Source organism: Paenibacillus oralis, from assembly GCF_003863965.1.
Taxonomy (GTDB): Bacteria; Bacillota; Bacilli; order Paenibacillales; family Paenibacillaceae; genus Fontibacillus; species Fontibacillus oralis.
Genome location: NZ_RRCN01000001.1, coordinates 6508520 through 6528010 on the forward strand (window position 1 = coordinate 6508520; position 19491 = coordinate 6528010).

Consider the following 19491-nt stretch of genomic DNA (forward strand, 5'->3'; position numbering starts at 1 on the left):
ATATATGAAATAAAATTTCACAATGAGTATCATAACGTGATTTACCTGAATGAGAGCCGGGTCCATAGTCCGGGAATCGCGAAACAGCCGGGAATTTTCTCTATTGTGCTGGCCGCGGGGGTTATGCTATCTTAGGTTATAAAATTTGGGTCCGATGAAACAATGTTCAATAGGCATGGATTTAGGCAGAAGGGGTGAGCAGTACGATCATGATTATCCGGCAAATCTTTAACAACAACGTGATTCGTGCCGAAGACCAAGTCGGTCATGAGTTTGTGGTGATCGGCAACGGTCTGGGCTTCAAGAAAAAGCCGGGGCAAACGGTGGATGAGGAAAAGATCGAAAAAACGTTTATTCTCAAACCCGACAAAGTTCCGCAAAAGTTAATCGATCTGATCGGCGAAACGTCGGCGGACTATTTCTCGCTGGCCGACGATATCGTAAACTACGCCAAGGCGGAGATGGGAAATATATTCAACGACAATATTTACATCACGCTGATCGACCATATTCATTTTGCGGTAACCCGATATAAAAACGCCATGAATCTGAAAAACGCGCTGTTTTGGCAGATTAAAAAATTTTACCCGAAGGAATTCTCAATCGGATTGAATGCGCTTCAATTGATCAAACAGCATTTTGATATCGAGATGGACGAGGACGAGGCCAGCTTTATCGCCATGCATTTTGTGAATGCCAGACAAGACGGTCAGGGCATGCAGCGGACGGCCGAGATTACGAAGGTGATGAGCGAAATCGTCGACATCGTCACCCGGTTCTATAGTTTGGAGCTGGATGAAAAATCGTTTAATTACTCCCGTTTTATTACCCATATTCAATACTTTGCGCAACGAATGCTGAGCGGCGAACAGGAGCGTTCCGCCACAGGAGACAATTTTCTCTACGAGCAAATCAAAATAAAGTATCCCCAGGCCTTCGAATGCATGAATTTAATCAACCGTTATCTGGAACAAAATTATGAAAACGCGATGTCGATTGATGAAAAAGTGTATTTGACGATTCATATTCAACGGGTAACCTCCCGCAGCGAAGTTTAAAAAAAAGGTTGCAAACGGTTACGGATTGTTTTATAGTGATCCTACAACTTAAATTTAAGGATTGTTACTGGTAAAGCAGGCGATACCTAAACGACGGGCATATGATCACTCCGGTGATTCCGCGGGCCTTTCGTTTAGGTATTTTTTTATGCCCAAATCATGTTCAGGCAGAGGAGAATGACATATGGACAACAAGAAGTTGGCCGACGACATCGTTCGTCTGGTCGGCGGCGAGGAGAACATTAACGATCTCGTCCATTGCGCGACTAGACTTCGCTTTAGTTTAAAGGATTCCAAAAAAGCGGAAAGGGAAACTTTGGAAAAGCATGAAGGTGTGATCACCGTCGTGGAAAGCGGCGGCCAATTCCAGGTCGTTGTCGGCAGCCATGTCGCTAATGTATACGCCGAAATCGCCAAGAGCACCAGCTTTCTGGATAAAGCCGCGGAGAATTCGGCAAGCGGCCAGAAGGTATCGGCTGTGTCCAAAGTTTTTGAAGTGATCTCGGGCAGCTTCTCGCCGCTTATTCCGGCAATGGCCGGCTCCGGGATGCTGAAGGCGCTCCTTACGGTGTTAACCATGGCCGGCTGGATGTCCGACACCAGCGATACTTACATGATCCTGTCCGCCGCCGGGAATGCCGTGTTCTACTTTTTGCCTATATTCCTCGGCGTTACGCTCGGAATCAAGCTCAAAACCAATCCGTACGTTGCCGGAACCATCGGAGCGGCGCTGCTGGAGCCCAGCTTTACGGGTTTGATGGATAAAGGAACCGACGGTTCTTTCCTGGGCATTCCGGTTGTTCTGATGAATTATTCTTCAAGCGTGTTCCCGATTTTTATCGCCATCAGCATCTATGCCTTACTGGACCGGTTCCTGAAAAAAATCATTCTTAAGGACCTGCAGGTTTTCCTGGTGCCGATGTTGTCGCTCATGATCATGGTGCCGTTGTCGGCCATCGCTTTTGGCCCCTTCGGGACAAGCGTCGGGGATTGGATCGCCGCAGGAGTCACTTGGCTGATTAACGTTAGCGGCATTCTCTCGGGCATAGTGCTTGGCGGAGGCATGACCTTCATGGTCGTGTTGGGCCTGCATTGGGGTTTTACGCCGATCACGCTGCAGAACATCAACAATGGCGGCGATCCGATCGAGGCGATGGCCGCCGCGGCCGTGTTCGCCCAAATCGGGGTTGCGCTCGGTATTTTCCTTAAGTCCAAAAAGGATAAGTCGTTAAGATCGATATCCGGCTCTTCCGCCGTCACGGGCCTGCTGGCCGGGGTAACCGAGCCGATCGTATACGGGCTCATCCTCCGTTACAAGAGAGTCATTCCCATCGTCATTATTGCCGGCGCTATCGGCGGAGCGGTTAACGGTCACTTTGGCGTTAAATATACGGCTTATGTATTTCATAACATCTTTTCCATTCCGGTCGAGAAGCCGTCAGGCATCTTTGTCATATCGATGATTCTGTCCATGGGGATCGGCCTGCTGCTGACCTTGATCTTTGGGTATGAGAGCAAAGGCAAGGCAAAGGCGGCGGAAGCGGAGTCTGCGGTGCAAGCGGAATCCGAACCGCAAACGGTCCAGCCGGAAAAGAATACCGAATCCGCGGCACTGAACATGAAGAAAGAGCAGATTCACAGCCCCCTGACCGGCAAAGTCGTTCCGCTCAGCGCGGTTGCCGATAAGGCTTTCGCTTCCGGAGCGATGGGCAAAGGCCTGGCTATCCTGCCCAGCGAGGGTGTCGTAGTCGCACCGATGGATGGAGTGGTGACTTCCCTGTTCCCGACCGGTCATGCGATCGGGTTGACCTCGGCCGCAGGGACGGACATCCTGATCCACATCGGCATAAATACGGTGTCCCTCAAAGGAAAGTACTTTAAACCCGCGGTTAAAGAGGGAGACGCGGTAAAGCAAGGGGACGTTTTGATTGAATTTGATCTGGAGCAAATTCAGGCGGCCGGATACCAGACCGTAACGCCAGTCATCGTCACCCTGACGGAGCGAGAAGTTGAAATTTTCGAAACCGACCAGGAGTCGATTGAGAAAAACGATGTGTTGTTGACCCTGATTTAAATATATATATGAGAGTTCAAAAAGTCGGCTTTTCAGCACCGAGAAGGTTGGATGAAGCTAGGGACTGAGTAGCGGAGCGTACGTTTTGGGTACGTGAGCAACGGAAGGCCCGGCTGAATTCAAGATTCGACGTCGAGACCGCTTCCTGACCTGCTTCGTGATCAAAAGACGACTTTTTGAACTACCTTTTTAAATTTATCAAACTGGAGGAATCAAATCATGCTGCACCAACATCTGAAACCATTTCCCGAAAACTTCCTGTGGGGAGGCTCCACCTCGGCTTACCAACTCGAGGGAGCGTGGGACGAGGACGGAAAGGGTCCGTCCGTAGTCGACCTGGCGAATCACGTTGAAGGAGTTACGGATTTTAAAGTAGCGAGCGATCATTATCACAGATACAAAGAAGACGTGGCTTTAATGGCGGAAATGGGCTTTAAAGCGTACCGCTTCTCCATCGCCTGGACGCGGATTTATCCGGAAGGCTCCGGGAAGCTGAATATGAAAGGGATCCAATTCTACAGCTCCCTGATCGATGAACTGATCAAATATGGGATCGAGCCGATTGTGACCATGTATCATTTCGATTTGCCTTATGCGCTGGAAGTCAAGGGCGGCTGGTCCAACCGCGGAACGATTACCGCGTTTGAACAATACGCCAAAACTTTGTTCGAGCATTTCGGAAATCGGGTGAAATATTGGCTGACCATCAATGAACAAAACATGCTGATCCTTCATCCCGGTTCGATCGGAACGCTAAATGAACAACTGGAAAATCCGCAGAAGGAGCTGTACCAGCAAAATCATCATATGCTGGTGGCCCAGGCCAAAGCAATGATATTGTGCCATCAAATGCTGCCTGACGCAAAGATTGGGCCGGCGCCCAATATCGGGGCCATCTATCCGGCCAGTTCAAGTCCGGAAGATGTGCTGGCGGCCGACAATTATGCGGCAATCCGCAATTGGCTCTATCTGGACATGGCGGTGTTCGGAACCTACAATTATATCGCCTGGAGTTATTTGCTCGAAAAGGGATACGAACCGGTGATCGAAGACGGCGATATGGAGATTTTAAAACAAGGCAACCCGGATTTTATCGCCTTTAATTACTATACCTCGCAAACGGTCGGCGAAAGCAAAAATGACGGAAACGACTTTTCGCATACGGGCGACCAGCATGAAATCGTCGGCGAGCCGGGAGCTTACAGAGGTTCGGTCAATCCTCATTTGCAGAAAACGGAGTTCGGCTGGGAGATCGATCCCGTAGGTTTTAGAACCACGCTCCGGCAAATCTATTCCCGGTACCGTCTGCCGTTGATTGTCACGGAAAATGGACTGGGCGCCTTCGACAAACTGGAGGACAACGATGTGGTTCAAGACCCCTATCGCATCGATTTTTTCAGAAAGCATATCGAGCAAATCCAATTGGCCATTACCGACGGCGTAGACGTTTTCGGTTTCTGCCCCTGGTCGGCGATCGATCTCGTAAGCACTCATCAGGGGTCAAGCAAACGTTACGGGTTTATTTATGTGGATCGCGACGAGTTCGATCTCAAAGAACTGCGCAGAATCCGCAAGCAAAGTTTTTACTGGTATCAGCAACTGATTCAAAGTAATGGAGAAGTTCGTTAAATTTTAAAAGGACCGCCCGGCGAATTGCCAGGCGGTCCTTTTAGGGCAAACTTATAGGTGGGCCCATGGGAACGAACGCCAACGCCTCCCTTGCCAGAAATAGCGGTAAATAGTGCACTAGCGTTGCATCAAACCTATCATGATTCAAAAATTAACTAATTAAGGAAAAATATAAGTTATTTTCATGGAAAACCCATAAAAAAGCTCCTATTGTTAAGAGAGACGCGTTACCCATCTAACTCTCAACAAAAGGAGCCAAACCCATGGGTAACATACACAATTTATCCCTGATTCGTCAATGCTTTTCTTATTTTTCGGATGAAAAAATTTCTTTTCCCATCGCTGACTATCGTGTCCCTAAGCTCACCGTGATGAAATGTACGAAGCTAATTATGACTTCCCAACTGGCGAAATGGGAGTCGTATCGTCAAATCTCCCGCGCGCTTCGTACTAGCGAAACTTTACAGGAGAGCCTGGAATTGACCAGTATCAGTGCCTCCCAAATCTCAAGGAAATTACCGGAGATTCCGACCGAGTGGCTTGAATCGTTATTCCTTGACATTATGGGAAAGGTGAAGTTGCTTCTTCCTACGGCCACCTCTAAGATTGGCGCGGTTCGTATCATCGACTCGACATGTATCAAGCTTCCAGCCAATCTGGCCGAATGGGCCCATGTGAATCGGACTCACACGCAAATCAAGATTCATGTCCGTGTCCTAGCTTTACCTACGGGTCAAACACTTCCCGAGAAGGCAATCCCATCGACCGGAAATGTGAGCGACGTAGAAACCGTGGATCTGTTAGTTGAAGATGACAGCACGATTTACGTGATGGACCGTGGTTATATCAAGTACAAACAGTTCGATGCCTGGCTAAAGCGAGAGGTTCGCTTCGTGAATCGAATCAACGAAAATAACGGGGTATGGCACGTCGAGCAAGAATTGCCGATTCCTTCAAACACGAAGATTACTCGCGACGCTATTGTCCGGTTGGGGAGTGCTTTTCGCCGAACTAAGCAGACTTTGCGCTTGGTTGAATTTCGGGATGAAAAGGACCGTAAATACCGACTAGTTACATCTTGCTTTGATCTCAGCGCTACGGAAATTGCCGATATCTACCGGCAACGTTGGCTCATTGAACTGTTTTTCAAGTGGATGAAGCAGCATTTACGGCTCGTGAAACTGTACAGTTATGAACCGCAGGGCGTCTGGAATCAAATTTTTTTGGCACTCATCACATACGCCATTGCGATGCATATTCAGCTATCCAGTGGAACTTCGTTGAGTTTATGGGACGTATTACAGTCGGTTCGGAATTGTTGGGAAAAAAACCTCTCGATCTTCGAAGCGGAGCTTCATCGGAAGCCCAGCCGGTCATCAAGAGGACGACAGAAGGTACCAAAAGTCCAGAAAAGTCCACCGAAGTTACATACATCGGTGGGGATTATAAAGCCGCGGAAAACTGAGGGAAAGTAAAAGAGTTGATTTGAAAACTAAATATCCAAAAAAATGGATAAACGCGTCGTTTTCTGGTGCTCTCAACTTTTTGGCCTCTTTCCTTAAAATAAAAATGGAAAATTATTACATATATTAAATGTTAATCTTATGTTAGGGTCTTTGCAACGCTAGTGTAAATAGTGGCGTTATTTCCGTGATTGGATGGCGTAAAATAAGTTGTGTAAGGACAGGTTAGTCTATCAAACGACAAAAAAGTAGGGTATGCTTGGGATTGCGAAGTCACCAAGGAGGAACCCTACTCAATGACAACTATACAACAAAACTCGTTCACAGAACAACTCGAAAATACAATGCAAAGTTTTCTAAAAGAAAAAATTGAAACTCTTTTAAAGGAGGAAATTAAAAATTACTTACAAGTAGAACACCCGGAAGTGGCAAACAGCCGCAACGGATATTACAGCAGGAACTGGGAAACCCGACACGGGGTGATTCCGGATCTGCAAGTGCCGCGGGATCGCCAAGGCGACTTTCAGACGGAACTGTTCGCGCCCTACCAGCGGCGGGAAGCTTGGCTAGAGGACACGGTCATTCACATGTACAAGGGCGGGATGAGCACAAGAGACATCGCCGCCTTCATTGAAAAAATGTTTGGCGCCCAGTACTCGCCAACGACCGTGAGCAACATCACGAGCACGGTGCTGGAAGACGTTGCGGCCTGGCAGGCTCGACCGCTGGCCAAGCGTTATGCGGTCATCTATCTGGACGGGATGTACGTGAAGCTCAAGCGTCAGTCCGTCGCCAGCGAAGTCATTTATATTGCCATGGGTGTCGATGAGGCCGGACACCGTGAGATCCTTAGCTTCAGCCTTGGCGGCAAAGAAAGCGCCAACGGGTGGAGGGATGTCCTGCGAGACCTCTACAAACGTGGCGTGCACGAGGTGCTGCTGGGCGTATTCGATGGCTTAGCGGGACTGGAGGAGGCCTTCCGGGAAACGTATCCGCAGGCCGGCGTCCAGCGTTGCGTCACTCATAAAATGCGCAATACGCTACCGAAAATCCGCGATAAGGACAAAGCGGATTTCGTGACGGACATGAAGACGATTTACAGTGCCATGGATCGCGATGTCGCCATGGCCAATTTCGACCTCGTGCAAGCCAAGTGGGGCAAGATCTATCCGAAGGAGCTCGCGTCGTGGGAGAACGAGTTACCGGTCCTCCTTCGCTTTTACGATTTCCCAACGATGATCCACTATGCCATTTACACCTCGAACCCCATCGAGCGAACAAACAAGGAAATCCGCAAGCGGCTGCGGCCCATGAACAGTTTGACGAACATGGATGCAGCGGAGAAAATTATTTATCTAGAGGCCCTCTCCTATAACGAACGCTGGAGCAGCCGGGTGTTGCGTGGATTCGCGGATGCAAAAACCCAGCAAGCGCTCAAAAAAATGTTTGACGAAAAATATCCCCAGGCCTGAGCCGATGCAGTCGCGTTAGCCAGGTGTGGCACACAAAGCATAGATAACAAGGACACTTTGACAACTGGAAATGAAAAGGAAATTTTTCAGGGGGGATCCCCCCTGAAGCTTGAAAACCAATGATATCCATTGTCCCAATGGATACCCTACTTCGAACCCTAAAAGATAATTACACAAAACTCTTGACGCTACCCGTGATTGGCCCCTCACCCGCAAAATAGAGGAACTTTTCGGTCTTATTTTCTCGCAACGCCTGAAAAAAGCACCATTTTTGCCTGCATTCTCCAATAATAGCGGTAAAAATTTCCTCTATTTAGGCTAAACCACCTTCTACCCGTAAATAGAGCCCTTTTTTACCGTTATTTCCGCAAGACCTCCGCAATAGGACAGCCTGCTTCCTTCCCGCATCCTGAACAAAGATACAGCGGCTAATCGATTAGCTCGCCCTGAAAAACCTGCTCCCGCCGCAAATAATCGCGCAGCGGTCCGTATTCCGGCGACGTCCAAAAGGACGCGTCCGCCACCAGCCGGGCGGCGTCGTCCCGCGCCGCCTCCAGCACCGCATAATCGCTGACCATGTCCGCGATGCGAAAATCCGGCACCCCGCTTTGCTTGGTGCCGAAAAAATCCCCGGGACCGCGCAGCTCCAGGTCCCGCCGGGCCACTTCGAAGCCGTCGTCCGTATCGGTCATGACCTTCATCCGCTCCTGACCAACCTCCGACTTCGGATCGGCGATGAGCACGCAATACGACGCGTGCTCGCCCCGGCCCACCCGCCCGCGCAGCTGGTGCAGCTGCGACAGGCCAAACCGGTCCGCGTCCATCACAATCATCAGCGTCGCGTTCGGCACATCGACACCAACCTCGACCACGGTCGTCGACACCAATAGCTGCACCTCGTTTTCGTAAAACGCCCGCATCACCTCGTCCTTTTCAGCCGCCGTCATCCGCCCGTGCAGCAGGCCGACCCGAAAGTCCGGAAAAGCCTGCTGCATCGATACGTACAAATCGATCGCATTCTGCACGTCAAGCTTGTCCGATTCCTCGATCAGCGGGCAGATCACGTAAGCCTGCCGGCCTTGCGACACCTCCCGCGAAATAAAGCCGAGCACGCGATCCATCATCTCGTGCTTCACCCAGTAGGTCAAGATTGGCTTGCGCCCTTTTGGCCGCTCCGACAAGGTCGAGACGTCCATGTCCCCGAAGGCGGTGATCGCCAGCGTGCGCGGAATCGGCGTCGCCGTCATCGTCAGCACGTCGGGATTAAAGCCTTTGCGCCGCAAAATGCTGCGCTGGTTAACGCCAAAGCGGTGCTGCTCGTCGGTGACGACGAGGCTAAGCGAGCGAAAAAACACGTCCTCCTGAATCAGCGCGTGCGTGCCGACAACGATATCGATCAGCCCCATCTGCAGCGAGGCCAGCAGATCCTTGCGCTTGCGCCCCGTCAAGCTGCCGGTCAACAGACCAACCGTAATGCCGAACGGCTCAAACAGCTTCGTTAAAGAACGCAGATGCTGCTCCGCCAAAATTTCGGTCGGAACCATGAAGGCTCCCTGATTCCCCGACTTTACCGCCGCAAACAAAGCGATCGCCGCGATGACGGTTTTGCCCGAGCCAACGTCCCCCTGCAGCAGCCGGTTCATGCAGTACGGAGAACGCATGTCGCGCAAAATTTCCAGCTCCACCTTCTTCTGCGCATCGGTCAACTCAAACGGCAGGCTGCGGACGAATTCCCGCACCGTGGTGTTGTCCACCGCATGCGCCACGCCGTCCATCCGCTCGTGGTTCATTGCCCGGTACGCCTGCAGCTTCAGCTGAAACAAAAACAGCTCCTCATACACCATGCGGCGGCGGGCCTTAAGCCCTTCCTCGTTGTCCTGCGGCTGATGAATGCGCTGAACCGCGAACTTACGGGGCATCAGGTCATATTTGCGCAACAGCTCCTGCGGCAAAACTTCCGGAAACATCTCCCCGTACTGCTGCAGCGCCTGTCCGATCGTCTTGCGCATCCACGCCTGCGTGATTTTCCCGCCCACCGAATAAACCGGCTGCAGGCTGCCGCTGCGCAGCGTCCCGCGATCCGGGAATTCCGACTCCGTTACGGTCAATTGGCTGCGGCGCATATCCCATTTTCCCGTCAAAATAATTTCCCGGCCGCTCGTTAGCTGATCCTTTAAAAAATGACGGTTGAACCAGGTCGCCGTAAACATCCAGTCCTCCGCGACCATTTTGCACGTTAACCGCGATTTGCGGCCATAACGCTGGAGGACGGGGACGCCCATGATTTTCGCCTGAACCGTCACTTTGTCTCCATCCTTCACCTCCGTCAGGGAGCGGAGCCGGTAATCTTCGTACCGGAACGGATAATATTCAATTAAATCATTCACCGTAAAGATGCCAAAGGCGTGAAGCTCCTCCTGTTTAAGAGCGCTCACGCCGCTGACTTGCTTTACGGGAATTTCATGCAAATCCATATTGAAATCCCTCGCTTTACACACCCCATTGAACCCTTGGCGGAAACTACTTGGCGGCTCCGGAAGCCGGCCACATAAACACGGCCAAAATGCCGGGCCCCACATGCGTGCCCACCACGGCGCCGATGCTCGTGCGAACCACCTCGTGCAGTGTAAAATGCTGCGACAGCAGGTTCAGCATTTCCGCCGCGCCTTCCGGATTTACGCCATCGCACACCGCCACGTTCAAATCTTTGCTCTCGCCGAAATCGTTCACGAACAGCTCGATCACGCGGGACAGCGCCTTTTTCCGGCCGCGGGCCCTGTCGACGGCATAAATGACGCCTTCCCGGTCCACCGACAAAATCGGCTTGATATTGAGCAAATTCCCCAAAATCGCCGCCGCCTTGCCGATCCGGCCGCCTTTTTGCAAATACTCCAGCGTATCGACGAGAAAATAGAGCCGGCGTTCCTGGCCCAAACGCTCCACTTCTTCGCGAATCCGCTCCACCGTCGCCCCTTGCCCCGCCAGCCTGGCCGCATGAACGACCTGCAGCCCAAACCCGTAGGAAGCGCAGAGGGAGTCGATGACGGTAATGCCGGACTCTTGACCCAACTCCTCCTCAATCATCTCCTTGGCGAGCCGCGCCGATTGGTATGTACCGCTCATGCCGGAGGAGATATGGATGGAGATGATCGGCGCACCGGGATGCGCATTCAGCAGGTTTCGGTACACTTCCGCATACTGGGAAGGCGAAGTCTGCGAAGTTGTCGGCAGCTCGCGCGACTTTGTCAGTTTGTCGTAAAACTGTTCCGCGGTAATATCGACGCCTTCAACAAAAGACTGGCCGCCGAAGGCCAGCCGCATCGGCACGATATGAATGCCTAATTCCGAAGCGATGGACTGCGGAATATCAGCCGTGCTGTCCGCCACAATAACGGCCTGCCGCATAGGGTTCTCCCCCCTTTCCTCTATCGCCCGTTTCCTTTCCGAACCCGTCAGGATTCCACCGAAAACAGATAGTAGTAGATCGGTTGTCCGCCGGAGTGAACCTCCACTTCGACATCCGGATACTTGTCTTGCAGCCATGCCACAAGCCGGTCCGTCATTTCTTCCTCGGCTTCCTCGCCCGCCAGGACGGTGACGATTTCATCGCCGCCGGCCAGCATTTTGTCCAGCAGCCCCTGACAGGTTTCGATCAGCCCCTCTTCCGTAGCCACGATTTTCGCATCCGCAATGCCGATGTAATGTCCGGCCGTAATTTTCAAATCGTCGAACATCGTGTCCCGGACGGCGTACGTCACCTGCCCGGTCTTTACATGCTGCACCGCGTTCAGCATATTCGACTCGTTGACTTCCACGCTCTCTTCTTCTTGGAAAGCGAACGCTGCCGCAACCCCCTGCGGAATGCTCTTGCTCGGAACGACGATGACGCTGCGTTCCCCTTCTAGCAGATCGCGGGCCTGCTGTGCCGCTAAAATAATGTTCGAATTGTTCGGAAGCACGAACACATGCTGGGCCGAAATGGACTCGATCGCTTTTACGAAGTCCTCCGTGCTTGGATTCATCGTCTGCCCGCCGGACAAAACGGCGTCGACGCCCAGGCTGGTGAAAATGTCGGCAATGCCTTGCCCCGAAGCGACGGCGATAAATCCGTAAGGCGCCAGTTCATCGGCAGGCAATCCTGCGGGGTCCTCCGGCCGGGCCGTTTCCGCCGGAATGTCGGCGAACAGCTCCGGCATCGGGGCGGCATCCATGCCCGCGGTGAGCAGTTCGCGATGCTGCTCGCGCATGTTCAAAATATGAATTTGCGTAATTTCGCCGTACTGCAGCGCCAAATTCAGCACATCGCCCGGCGTTTTGGAATGGACATGCACCTTGATGATTTCGTCGTCAGCGATCACGATAATGGAATCCCCATTAAGTGACAGCGCTTTCCGGAACTGCTCCTCGTCAAAAATAGCCCCCTGCACGCCGCCAAGCTTACGGTTGATAAAAAACTCCATGTCGTATAAGAACTCGATATCCTCGGTTTCCAGCTTGGCTTGGGCCGAAACGGGCGCGTGCACCGCAGCCGCCGGAGCAGGCTGGCGGATTTCGGGAGCTGCGGCCTTAAACGGAGCTTGTCCTTGCCATGCTTCAGCAGAGCCTTCGCCCGACAGCCACTCCATAAACCCTTCATAAATATACACAAGTCCTTGACCGCCCGAATCGACGACGCCAACCTGTTTCAGCACGGGCAGCAATTCCGGCGTTCCGGCGAGAGCTTCCTTGGCTTTGGCCAGCACCTCGCCCATGAGCTCCGTGACATCATGAGTTCTTCTCGCGTAAAAAACCGCGTGTTTGGCCGCTTCCTTCGCCACCGTCAAAATCGTTCCTTCCACCGGCTTCACTACCGCTTTATAAGCCGTATCCACGCCGCTCTGCAGGGCGGAGGCGAATTGAATCGTATTCAGTTCCTCCAACGAGGCGACATGGCGGCTGAAACCGCGGAACAGCTGGGACAAGATAACGCCGGAGTTCCCGCGGGCGCCCATGAGCAAACCTTTGGACAAGGTTCCCGCTCTGCTGCCCACACCTCCCGTTCCGCTATGCTGCAATTCGGTTACGCCAGCCGTCATCGTCAAATTCATATTCGTACCGGTGTCCCCGTCGGGAACCGGGAATACATTCAGGGAATTGACGTGCTCCGCATGCTCCGACAGCCGCTTTGCACCGGCTAACACCATGGCGGTAAAATCAGTTCCATTTAAAGAACGCTTACTCAATGAGAATTCCCCTTCCTAGCTTGATCCACGTACGCTTGGACGGCGGGTAATCACATACAACGGCCTTGATCTTGATTCGGCCGGACCCGGGTCCAACAATCTCGCAAAAGCAATAATATAAAAGATGATGAAATTATTATGGACTAAACCATATTGTACTATAAGAACACGTAGAAATAAACTTTAACGATCTGTTGACGCAGCTTTTTTTACTGTGATATTATATATAAGTATTGTTTTATGCGGTTCCCATGGAGAAATCAAACCGTTATATTCAAGACAGGTGTATTGGAACAGGAGGTGTAATGAATGGCTCGCAAATGTTATGTGACTGGTAAAAAGCCAGGCAGCGGTAACCATGTATCTCACGCAAACAATCGCAATCGGCGCTCTTGGGGCGTAAACGTGCAAAAGGTCCGGATCTTGGTAGACGGCAAACCGAAGCGCGTATACGTCAGCACTCGGGCTTTGAAATCCGGTAAAGTGACCCGCGTGTAATGTCGGGACGAGACATATAGACAAAAAGCACCTTTTTTATGGAGGTGCTTTTTTTCATGCGTTTTTTTGCCCGGAAGTCTTGGGAAATCACCGATCGAAGCCATCAGCCAAAGGGCCCTTTCGTGAATGGCCGGCGGGAACCGCTAGGGGCGGGCCCTTCGCTCCTCAGGCGGCCTGCGGGCCGCCCTCTAGTTTTTGTGAAACGTATTTAGAACGGCTTTGACGAATCCTCCCAAAAACTTAGGCAGCTTGAATGTGTAAAATTTCATCGTTCACCCTCCCCATCGTGCTCATGCTCACCCATATTCTATGTTCGATTTCATTCACCCGTGTATTCCCGCCACAAAAAAAAGGTTACATGAGAACCCTGCTCATGTAACCCATTGTATGCGCAGCTTTTGGCGCCTATGCCAAACCGGCCAGGCTCTCGCGGATTTCTCCGATCGCCGCGCGGCGGTCGGCCTGGCCAAACACGGCGTTGCCGGCGACGAGCACATCCGCCCCCGCTTCCACGACGAGCGGCGCCGTCGCAGCGGAAATGCCTCCATCCACCTCGATCCGCAAATCCGTCAAGCCAAGCTCGTCTTTCCATGCTTTCAGCTGGCGGATTTTGCGCAGCGTTCCCGGAATGAACGCCTGCCCGCCAAATCCCGGATTCACGGTCATCACCAGCACGAGATCAACGTCTTCCAGCACCTCGCGGACCGCCGAAGCCGGCGTGGCCGGATTGATCGCTACCCCCGCCTTGACGCCCTGCTCTTTGATCAGGTGCAGCACGCGGTGCAGATGAACACAGGCCTCGGCATGCACGGTAATGAGGTGAGCGCCCGCCCCCGCAAACGCAGGAACGTATTCCTCCGGCTTCTCGATCATTAAATGGACGTCCAGCGGCAGCTTCGTCATGGGCGCGATCGCCCCCATGACGAGCGGGCCGAACGTCAGATTCGGGACGAAATGGCCGTCCATCACGTCGACATGCAGCCAGTCGGCTCCCCCGCGCTCCACGTCGGCGACCTCTTCACCCAGCTTGGCAAAATCCGCCGACAGGATCGACGGTGCAATGTAAATTGGATTCATGCGGCTAATACCTCCGTTTTTTCTCTTTCATTTCTTCCTGGAACTGCACGTAATGCTCGTAGCGGCTCGCAGCGATGTCTCCCCGGTCCGCCGCTTCCCTGACCTTGCAGCCGGGCTCGTGCAGATGGCTGCAGCCGCGGAATTTGCACGCTTCGGCGTATTCCGCAAACTCGCGGAAGCAGCCGGACAGCTCTTCAACGCCGAGCTCGAGGAAGTCGAGTTGGCTGAAACCCGGCGTATCGGCCACGTATCCGCCGTTTTCCAGCTCGATCAGCTCCACATGGCGCGTCGTATGGCGGCCGCGGCCCAGCTTCAGGCTGATTTCGCTCGTTTCCAGCGAAAGCCCCAGCATCGCGTTCAGCAGCGACGATTTGCCGACGCCCGACTGCCCGGAGAACACGCTGATCTCGCCGGCAAGCCGCGATTTAACTTCCTCCGTCCCGGACCCGGTGGCGGAGCTTGTGACGATCACCTCATAACCGATCGAGCGGTATAGCTCTTGAACCCGGAGGATGCTCTCCGAGGCATCCTCTTCCTCTTCGTTCAGCAAATCCCCCTTGGTCAAACAAATCAGCGTCTTAAGACCGGCATGCTCGATATGCACCAGGAACTTGTCCAAAAGCGGCAAATTGAGGTCCGGCTCCCGCAAGGAGAAGAGCAGCACCGCAAGTTTGGCGTTGGCGATCGGCGGACGAATCAGCTCCGTCTCGCGCGGCAAAATTTCGTCCACCGTGCCCTCTCCGTTTTCCGTCGGGGTATAAATAACGTGGTCCCCGACGAGTGGAGTAACTCCCTTTTTTTTGAATATGCCCCGGCCCCGGCACTGCACATAACCTTCCGGGGCCGCCTGGGCGGGTTTCACGTAATAGTATCCGCTTAATGCCTTCACGATTAAGCCTTCCGGCATAAATGCAGGCCCTCGCTTTCATCTCGGTTTGCCTTAATGACCATGTTTGTTGCCTTTGCCTTTACCGTTGCCTTTACCCTTGTCGCCCGCGGCAGAGACCAGGTTGCCCGATTGAACCATACCGGTGTCCGGGATCTCTCCCGAATCCTGATCCATCGAATTCTCATCGCCCCACGTCTCCTCAGAGCCGCTTGCCGGGAATTCCGGAACAGGCACCGTTCCCTGCTTGGCGTCGATATAGGAAATCTGGTAAGTTTCCAGCAGCACGTCATCCCGAGTCACGGAAACGTAGCCATCCTTGTTTGGCGCAAGCACGAGATCGACCGCAAGATATTGCGCTTTGCCGATCGTTTTGGTGCCCCATTGCTGACTGTCGCCGCGCGCGTCTCCGTAACTGATGCTGATTTTGCTTTTCTGGCCTTCCGCCGCGGGAACGACCGGCACCTGATACGTATACGTGATCGCCTCCGGCGGATAACCGGTGCTGACGAACAAAGTAACTTCCGAGCCCGGCGGGACTTCTTCATTCGGCGCGTTCGGCCACTGCTTGATGACCTTGCCTGCTTCCATTTCATAGCTGGATTGCTCTTTGATGCCGCCCTCGGCCAGCTTCAGCCCCAGCTTTTTGATTTCTTCCTCTGCTTCAGCTTGGGTTTTGCCAACAAAATTCGGCATTTTGACGTTTTCCGGCCCCGTGCTGACCGTCAGTGTGATTTCCTCCGTTGCCGGATCGAACTCCGCTCCGGCATCGGGGCTTTGGCCGATGACTTCGCCCGCTTTCTTATCGTCGCTGGGTTCCTCCTTTTTCGAAATGCGGTCCTCATCGATCCCTAAGGCAACGAGCTGCTTCACGGCCTCGTCATAAGTCTGACCCGTTAGCGGCGGCATGTCCGGCAACGGCTTGGCCGTACTGACCTTAAGGTCGACCGTGGAGCCTTCCTTCACCTTCATGCCCTCAGGTTTGCTCTGTTCCCAAACGACGCCTTCGCCGAAGCCCTCTTTATACTCGCGCGCGATATCGCCAACTTCAATCCCGTTTTCTTTAAGCTTGGCGATTGCTTCCTGCTCTGCCAAGTTTAAAACGCTTGGTACGCTAACCTCCGGCACCGTGACCAGGCTGTTGACGTACCAGGCCACGCCCGCCATCGCCAGCAGGAATACCAAGGTCACCCCGATCCATAACGCCGGCTTGCCCCAAGCTTTTTTCTTCGGGGCCTCGCGTACTTCGGACGCCGCCGCCGCATTGTCCCGCTCCCGCGGATTGTCCCGGGTCAGCTTGGCGGCTCCTCCCTTCTGTGAGCTGCTTTGGGGGCGGATGGCCGGTATGATTCGCGTGTTGTCTTCATCATCATGATCAATAAAGGCCAGTTTGGATTCCATCCGCCGTTCCGGCAGCAGGGAAGTCTCCAGGTCGCGCAGCATTTCTTTAGCCGACTGGTAACGTTCCCCGGGATTTTTGCGCATCGACTTTAAAATAATATTTTCCACGCTTTGCGGTATCATCGGGTTGACCGTCCGCGGCTCGTCAAAATGCTCCTGCAGATGTTTCAGCGCCACGCTGATCGGGCTTTCGCCCAAAAAAGGAAGCCGTCCCGTCAGCATCTGATACAGCACGATCCCGAGGGAATACAGGTCCGACTTTTCCCCGGTCGCCACCCCTTTGGCATGTTCCGGCGAAAAATAATGCACCGAACCGACCACCGATCCCGTTTGCGTAATCGTCGTCGACGTGACGGCGCGGGCGATGCCGAAGTCGGTAACCTTCACCCATCCGTTGCGCCCGATTAATATGTTATGAGGTTTAATATCACGGTGAATGATTTGATTCTGATGGGCGTGATCCAGCGCGTCAGCGATTTGCGACGCGATGCGGACGGCTTCCTCGACTTGCAGCGGGGCCCGCTCCTTGATGATTTCATTCAAATTTTGGCCTTCCACGAACTCCATAACGATATAATGAACTTCGTCTTCCTGTCCGACATCATACACGCTGACGATGTTCGGATGCGATAAGGATGCGGCCGACTGCGCTTCCCGGCGGAAACGCCGGATAAATTCCTCGTCATTCACAAATTGTTGACGCAGCACTTTGATGGCTACGTAGCGATTCAGCAAAATGTCCTGCGCTTTATAGACGAGCGCCATCCCGCCTCCGCCGACTCGTTCGATAATCTGGTAACGACCGCCCAATTCGTGTCCGATCATGAATTCCACTCCTTTGTGCCTGACCCGGCATCCTCATGTTGTTCCAGCAAGGCGATGCTGATGTTGTCGTCGCCTCCGGCATGCAGCGCCATCTGAAGCAGACGATCGGCGCGATCATGCAGCGCAAGATCATCCAAGCCCAGCGTCAGGGTCATTTGTTCCGGCGTAACGTAATTGCTGAGCCCGTCGCTGCAGAGCAGCAGGATTTCCCCAGGCTCCAAAGTTACCCGGTTCATGTCGACATCGACCTGTTCGTCGGTGCCCAGCGCCCGGGTCACCACATTGCGGTGAGGATGGACATTCGCCTCCTCGGCGCTGATCTGGTTGCTTTTCAACAGCTCATTAACCAAGGAATGGTCGTCCGTCAACTGCACGATCTCCCCGCGCCGGCACTTGTACGCCCGGCTGTCTCCGATATGGCCAACCATGCCTTCGCGCCCATACAGCAGCACGGCGACAACCGTTGTGCCCATGTTGCGGTATTCCTCATGCTCCGACGCTTTGCGGAACACGACTTCGTTGGCGTGGAGGATCGCTTTGCGGAGCTCTTCGCCGAAATCTTGAACCGACAGACCGCCTGACAGACCGGTCAAATCCCGGGTAATCGTCTCCACGGCCAGTTGGCTGGCGATATCGCCCGCCTGATGGCCGCCCATTCCGTCGGCCACGACGCCAAGCGTATAGCCCTGCTCGAGCCGGTCCACCCAGGTGCAATCCTCGTTGACCGAGCGGACTCGTCCCACATCACTTAAATAAACCGTCTTAATCAATTTCGTTCACCTCGCACCAGACTCCATATGCTTCGCCCGCAGTTGACCGCAGGCCGCCGCAATATCATGGCCTTGCTCCCGGCGAATCGTCACATTGATGCCGTTATCCGCCAAGACCCGTTGAAAATTAAAAATATCGTTTCTGGATGTTCTTACGTATTTGCGTTCCGGCACGTAGTTGACCGGAATCAAATTGACATGGCAGAGCATGTCTTTGATCACGCCGGCCAATTCCTCCGCGTGCTCCGGCTGGTCATTGACCCCGCCTATCAGCGCGTATTCGAAGGTGATCCGGCGGCCGGTTTTGGCGATGTAATAACGCAGCGCCTCCATCACGTCGTCAAACGGAAAGCGCCGGTTCACCGGCATCAGCTTGGAACGGAGCGCATCGTTGGGCGCGTGAATCGAGATCGCCAGATTGATTTGCGTGTTCTCATCGGCAAACCGGTAAATGTTCGGCACAATACCGCTCGTTGATACAGTAATATGCCGTTGTCCGATGTTCAAGCCCTTTTCGTGAATCATAATCCGCAAAAATTTCATCGTGGCGTCGTAATTTTCGAACGGCTCGCCCGTTCCCATGATCACGATGCTGCTGACACGTTCGTCTTTGGCATCGAGAATTTTCTGCGCCTGTACGACCTGGGCGACGATTTCACCGGACGTCAGGTTGCGTTTCAGGCCGCCGAGCGTCGAAGCGCAAAAGGTGCAGCCCACCTTGCATCCGACCTGCGTCGTCACACAGATGCTGTTGCCGTAATTATGCTTCATGATGACCGTTTCGATCGCGTGATCGTCATGCAGCCCGAACAGAAATTTGACCGTGCCGTCCTTGGACTCCAGCTTCGTAATTTCCCGCAGCGTGACGAAAGCAAATTGCTCGTCCAGCTTCTGCCTAAGCGATTTGGACAGGTTGGTCATCTCGTCGAAGGAACTGACGCGCTTCACGTACAGCCAGTCGAAAATCTGGCTGCCGCGAAAGGCCGGCTCTCCTTGCGAGACCGCCCAATCCTGCAGTTCTTCCAAAGTGTAATCATATATAAAAGGTTTCATTTTCACACACCTATCCTATGTTTTATCAAAAAATCACCCACTCATTCCACCTATTTTATCATA

The 19491-nt window shown here is 53.2% G+C and carries 15 protein-coding genes; 6 read left to right on the top strand and 9 right to left on the bottom strand.

Annotated features, from left to right (window positions below):
• The first annotated feature begins 209 nt into the window (after window positions 1-209).
• From licT to EHV15_RS29115, 5 genes are all read left to right on the top strand, one after another.
• Window positions 210-1058 carry a BglG family transcription antiterminator LicT gene (gene licT / locus EHV15_RS29095; protein ID WP_128635600.1) on the top strand — a complete coding sequence of 283 codons (849 nt, stop codon included), beginning with the start codon at window positions 210-212 and terminating at the stop codon, window positions 1056-1058.
• 184 nt (window positions 1059-1242) lie between these two features.
• Entirely contained in the window at window positions 1243-3132 is a 1890-nt protein-coding gene (locus EHV15_RS29100; protein WP_128634313.1) for a beta-glucoside-specific PTS transporter subunit IIABC, read from the top strand.
• A gap of 219 nt (window positions 3133-3351) precedes the next feature.
• Entirely contained in the window at window positions 3352-4761 is a 1410-nt protein-coding gene (locus EHV15_RS29105; RefSeq protein ID WP_128634314.1) for a glycoside hydrolase family 1 protein, read from the top strand.
• A 263-nt stretch (window positions 4762-5024) separates the two neighbouring features.
• Window positions 5025-6236, top strand: a complete 1212-nt coding sequence (locus tag EHV15_RS29110; RefSeq protein WP_128632138.1) for an IS4 family transposase — start codon at window positions 5025-5027, stop codon at window positions 6234-6236.
• A 284-nt stretch (window positions 6237-6520) separates the two neighbouring features.
• Window positions 6521-7696: an IS256 family transposase gene (locus tag EHV15_RS29115; RefSeq protein WP_128630411.1), complete on the top strand. Its 1176-nt coding sequence runs from the start codon at window positions 6521-6523 to the stop codon at window positions 7694-7696.
• Between the two features lie 428 nt (window positions 7697-8124).
• On the opposite strand, the gene recG is transcribed toward EHV15_RS29115, so the two are convergent.
• From recG to EHV15_RS29130, 3 genes are read right to left on the bottom strand one after another with little or no spacing between them, the layout of a single operon-like run.
• Window positions 8125-10170: an ATP-dependent DNA helicase RecG gene (recG, locus tag EHV15_RS29120; protein ID WP_128634315.1), complete on the bottom strand. Its 2046-nt coding sequence runs from the start codon at window positions 10168-10170 to the stop codon at window positions 8125-8127.
• A 46-nt stretch (window positions 10171-10216) separates the two neighbouring features.
• The gene (locus EHV15_RS29125) at window positions 10217-11101 is read right to left on the bottom strand and encodes a DegV family protein (protein ID WP_128634316.1); all 885 of its coding nucleotides are present in this window, start codon (window positions 11099-11101) and stop codon (window positions 10217-10219) included.
• Between the two features lie 47 nt (window positions 11102-11148).
• Window positions 11149-12918: a DAK2 domain-containing protein gene (locus EHV15_RS29130; RefSeq protein WP_128634317.1), complete on the bottom strand. Its 1770-nt coding sequence runs from the start codon at window positions 12916-12918 to the stop codon at window positions 11149-11151.
• 309 nt (window positions 12919-13227) lie between these two features.
• Between EHV15_RS29130 and rpmB the strand changes: the two genes are divergently transcribed.
• Entirely contained in the window at window positions 13228-13416 is a 189-nt protein-coding gene (gene rpmB / locus EHV15_RS29135; protein WP_009225259.1) for a 50S ribosomal protein L28, read from the top strand.
• Window positions 13417-13604: 188 nt separating this feature from the next.
• On the opposite strand, the gene spoVM is transcribed toward rpmB, so the two are convergent.
• From spoVM to rlmN, 6 genes are all read right to left on the bottom strand, one after another.
• On the bottom strand, window positions 13605-13685 hold the full coding sequence (gene spoVM / locus EHV15_RS29140; RefSeq protein WP_036621610.1) for a stage V sporulation protein SpoVM: 81 nt from the start codon (window positions 13683-13685) through the stop codon (window positions 13605-13607).
• A gap of 136 nt (window positions 13686-13821) precedes the next feature.
• Window positions 13822-14493, bottom strand: a complete 672-nt coding sequence (rpe, locus tag EHV15_RS29145) for a ribulose-phosphate 3-epimerase (protein ID WP_128634318.1) — start codon at window positions 14491-14493, stop codon at window positions 13822-13824.
• Window positions 14494-14497: 4 nt separating this feature from the next.
• Window positions 14498-15400 carry a ribosome small subunit-dependent GTPase A gene (gene rsgA, locus EHV15_RS29150; protein ID WP_128634319.1) on the bottom strand — a complete coding sequence of 301 codons (903 nt, stop codon included), beginning with the start codon at window positions 15398-15400 and terminating at the stop codon, window positions 14498-14500.
• A gap of 33 nt (window positions 15401-15433) precedes the next feature.
• On the bottom strand, window positions 15434-17605 hold the full coding sequence (gene pknB, locus EHV15_RS29155; RefSeq protein ID WP_128634320.1) for a Stk1 family PASTA domain-containing Ser/Thr kinase: 2172 nt from the start codon (window positions 17603-17605) through the stop codon (window positions 15434-15436).
• Entirely contained in the window at window positions 17602-18375 is a 774-nt protein-coding gene (locus EHV15_RS29160; RefSeq protein WP_128634321.1) for a Stp1/IreP family PP2C-type Ser/Thr phosphatase, read from the bottom strand. Before EHV15_RS29160 ends, pknB begins: the two co-directional genes overlap by 4 nt.
• A gap of 6 nt (window positions 18376-18381) precedes the next feature.
• Window positions 18382-19428, bottom strand: coding sequence for a dual-specificity RNA methyltransferase RlmN (gene rlmN / locus EHV15_RS29165; protein WP_128634322.1), 1047 nt, complete (start codon window positions 19426-19428; stop codon window positions 18382-18384).
• Window positions 19429-19491: the final 63 nt, after the last annotated feature.

Bases quoted from the DNA above. Each gene is read 5' to 3' on its own strand.
- licT (WP_128635600.1), top strand. From the start codon at position 210: ATGATTATCCGGCAAATCTTTAACAACAACGTGATTCGTGCCGAAGAC.
- EHV15_RS29100 (WP_128634313.1), top strand. From the start codon at position 1,243: ATGGACAACAAGAAGTTGGCCGACGACATCGTTCGTCTGGTCGGCGGC.
- EHV15_RS29105 (WP_128634314.1), top strand. From the start codon at position 3,352: ATGCTGCACCAACATCTGAAACCATTTCCCGAAAACTTCCTGTGGGGA.
- EHV15_RS29110 (WP_128632138.1), top strand. From the start codon at position 5,025: ATGGGTAACATACACAATTTATCCCTGATTCGTCAATGCTTTTCTTAT.
- EHV15_RS29115 (WP_128630411.1), top strand. From the start codon at position 6,521: ATGACAACTATACAACAAAACTCGTTCACAGAACAACTCGAAAATACA.
- recG (WP_128634315.1), bottom strand. From the start codon at position 10,170: ATGGATTTGCATGAAATTCCCGTAAAGCAAGTCAGCGGCGTGAGCGCT.
- EHV15_RS29125 (WP_128634316.1), bottom strand. From the start codon at position 11,101: ATGCGGCAGGCCGTTATTGTGGCGGACAGCACGGCTGATATTCCGCAG.
- rpmB (WP_009225259.1), top strand. From the start codon at position 13,228: ATGGCTCGCAAATGTTATGTGACTGGTAAAAAGCCAGGCAGCGGTAAC.
- spoVM (WP_036621610.1), bottom strand. From the start codon at position 13,685: ATGAAATTTTACACATTCAAGCTGCCTAAGTTTTTGGGAGGATTCGTC.
- rpe (WP_128634318.1), bottom strand. From the start codon at position 14,493: ATGAATCCAATTTACATTGCACCGTCGATCCTGTCGGCGGATTTTGCC.
- rsgA (WP_128634319.1), bottom strand. From the start codon at position 15,400: ATGCCGGAAGGCTTAATCGTGAAGGCATTAAGCGGATACTATTACGTG.
- pknB (WP_128634320.1), bottom strand. From the start codon at position 17,605: ATGATCGGACACGAATTGGGCGGTCGTTACCAGATTATCGAACGAGTC.
- rlmN (WP_128634322.1), bottom strand. From the start codon at position 19,428: ATGAAACCTTTTATATATGATTACACTTTGGAAGAACTGCAGGATTGG.